Source organism: Corallococcus sp. CA054B (assembly GCF_003611625.1).
Lineage (GTDB): Bacteria > Myxococcota > Myxococcia > Myxococcales > Myxococcaceae > Corallococcus > Corallococcus coralloides.
In genome coordinates this window covers 1-1,428 of sequence record NZ_RAVY01000393.1, presented here as the reverse complement: position 1 = coordinate 1,428, position 1,428 = coordinate 1, and the positions used below count along the sequence as shown (strand labels likewise).

The 1,428-nt window shown below is 72.3% G+C and carries 3 protein-coding genes; all 3 read right to left on the bottom strand.

Annotated features, from left to right (window positions below; all coding sequences use genetic code 11):
- Positions 1–623, bottom strand: a 623-nt coding sequence (locus tag D7V80_RS40950; RefSeq protein WP_147447404.1) for a transposase, incomplete at its 3' end; no start/stop codon positions are given.
- Positions 624–669: 46 nt separating this feature from the next.
- Entirely contained in the window at positions 670–1,035 is a 366-nt protein-coding gene (gene tnpB, locus D7V80_RS40945; protein ID WP_120593142.1) for an IS66 family insertion sequence element accessory protein TnpB, read from the bottom strand.
- Between the two features lie 7 nt (positions 1,036–1,042).
- Complete coding sequence (locus D7V80_RS40940) at positions 1,043–1,357, bottom strand: hypothetical protein (RefSeq protein ID WP_120593141.1); 315 nt, start codon at positions 1,355–1,357, stop codon at positions 1,043–1,045.
- Positions 1,358–1,428 lie beyond the last annotated feature (71 nt).

Sequence of the window (1,428 nt, the reverse complement as noted above, 5' to 3'; positions counted from 1 at the left end):
GAGGCGGACTGGTGGAAGAGGTCCGTCAGGGTGCTGCGACTCATGGGCACGCCGCCGCGTTCCACCCGCTGGGCGAGCCGGTGCAAGGGCATGGCGTCCGCGCATTTGGAAACCACCACGTGCGCAAGGAAGCCCGGGCCGTACTCCCCCCTGTCCACCACCTTCGGCGGCGCGGGGGCTGTCACCACGCCCCGGCCGCAGGCGCAGGAGAGGACTTGCTGCACGTGCACCTGGCGCTCGAAGAAGGCCGGCACGTATTCGTACACCACCGTCCGGCGCCCCTCACCCAAGGGCTTCAAGTCCTCGCTGCCGCACGCAGGGCAGTGCCTCGACTCGGGCGGCACCGCATACCGCACTTCGCGCGTCGGGGCCTCCTCGGCCTTCCGCGCGGCCCGAGCCCGGCGCTTCGCCAGGGCGGCCTCGGTCCGTGCCGCTTCGTCCTGGGGACTCGGGGCCGTCTGCCTCAATTCCTCGGAGACGGGCGGCAGCTTCTCGGCTTTGCGCCCGAAGACGCGCCTCTCCAGGGCCGCCATCTTCGCCTCCAGCGACGTCATCCGCTCGCGCAGCTCCTCGGCTTCCTCGCGCCAGGGGCAGAAATGGTCCAGTGGAAGCTCGCGCGGCACCTGAAGCCCATACCGCGCTGCCGGCCCCCGCGCCCGCGCCGGGCCGTCAGGAGGCTGCGCGCCCGGGCGGTGACCAGGCCGGCGGGCGTCGCACGTCCGCCACGTCAATGCCGTCCAGCAGCATCGCCAACTGCGTGGCGTCCAGCGTCACCGCCTGCGCGCCCGCGTCCACGCGCGGCAGCCGGAAGCGGCCCGTCTCCAGCCGCTTGTACAGCAGCACGAAGCCGCCCCGGCTCCACGTCAGCACTTTCACCCGGTCGCCCTTGCGCGAGACGAAGGCGAAGAGGTGCCCCGAGTAGACGTCCTCGCCCCACTCGGCGCGCACCAGCGTCATGAGGCCATCAATCGACTTGCGCATGTCCACCGGCTCCACCGCCAGCACCACGCGCACCGAAGCCGGAAGGGTGAACATCGCCCGCTCACCGTCCCAGCGCGGCGACGAGCCGGGCCACGTACCCCACGTCGGTGCCCACGGCGAATCGCACCCGCGCCCCGCTCGCGGCTACCACCTCCAGCACCGACTCTGCCTCAGCGGGCGTCGTCGTCACCTGCACCGGCAAGAGCCTCACCGGCCTGGCTCGCGTCGTCGCGGCCCGTCGTGCCCGGTACACCCACGACTGCAACGTGCTCAGCCGCACGCCCCTCTCCAACGCGAACTCCCGTTGCGTCTGCCCGCTGGCCTCGAACGCTTCCGCCACGCGCGCCCACTCCGGCTTCTCCACCTGCTTCGCCATGCCCGGAAGCGTCCGCCGCGCGCCGCTACCCCGGCAATCCCTCGCGGCACGTCGTTGGCCGGACGGTTACG

What these genes read in the sequence shown, in the direction of transcription:
- D7V80_RS40940 (WP_120593141.1), bottom strand. Translation starts at nt 1,357, where the DNA reads ATGGCGAAGCAGGTGGAGAAGCCGGAGTGGGCGCGCGTGGCGGAAGCG.
- tnpB (WP_120593142.1), bottom strand. Translation starts at nt 1,035, where the DNA reads ATGTTCACCCTTCCGGCTTCGGTGCGCGTGGTGCTGGCGGTGGAGCCG.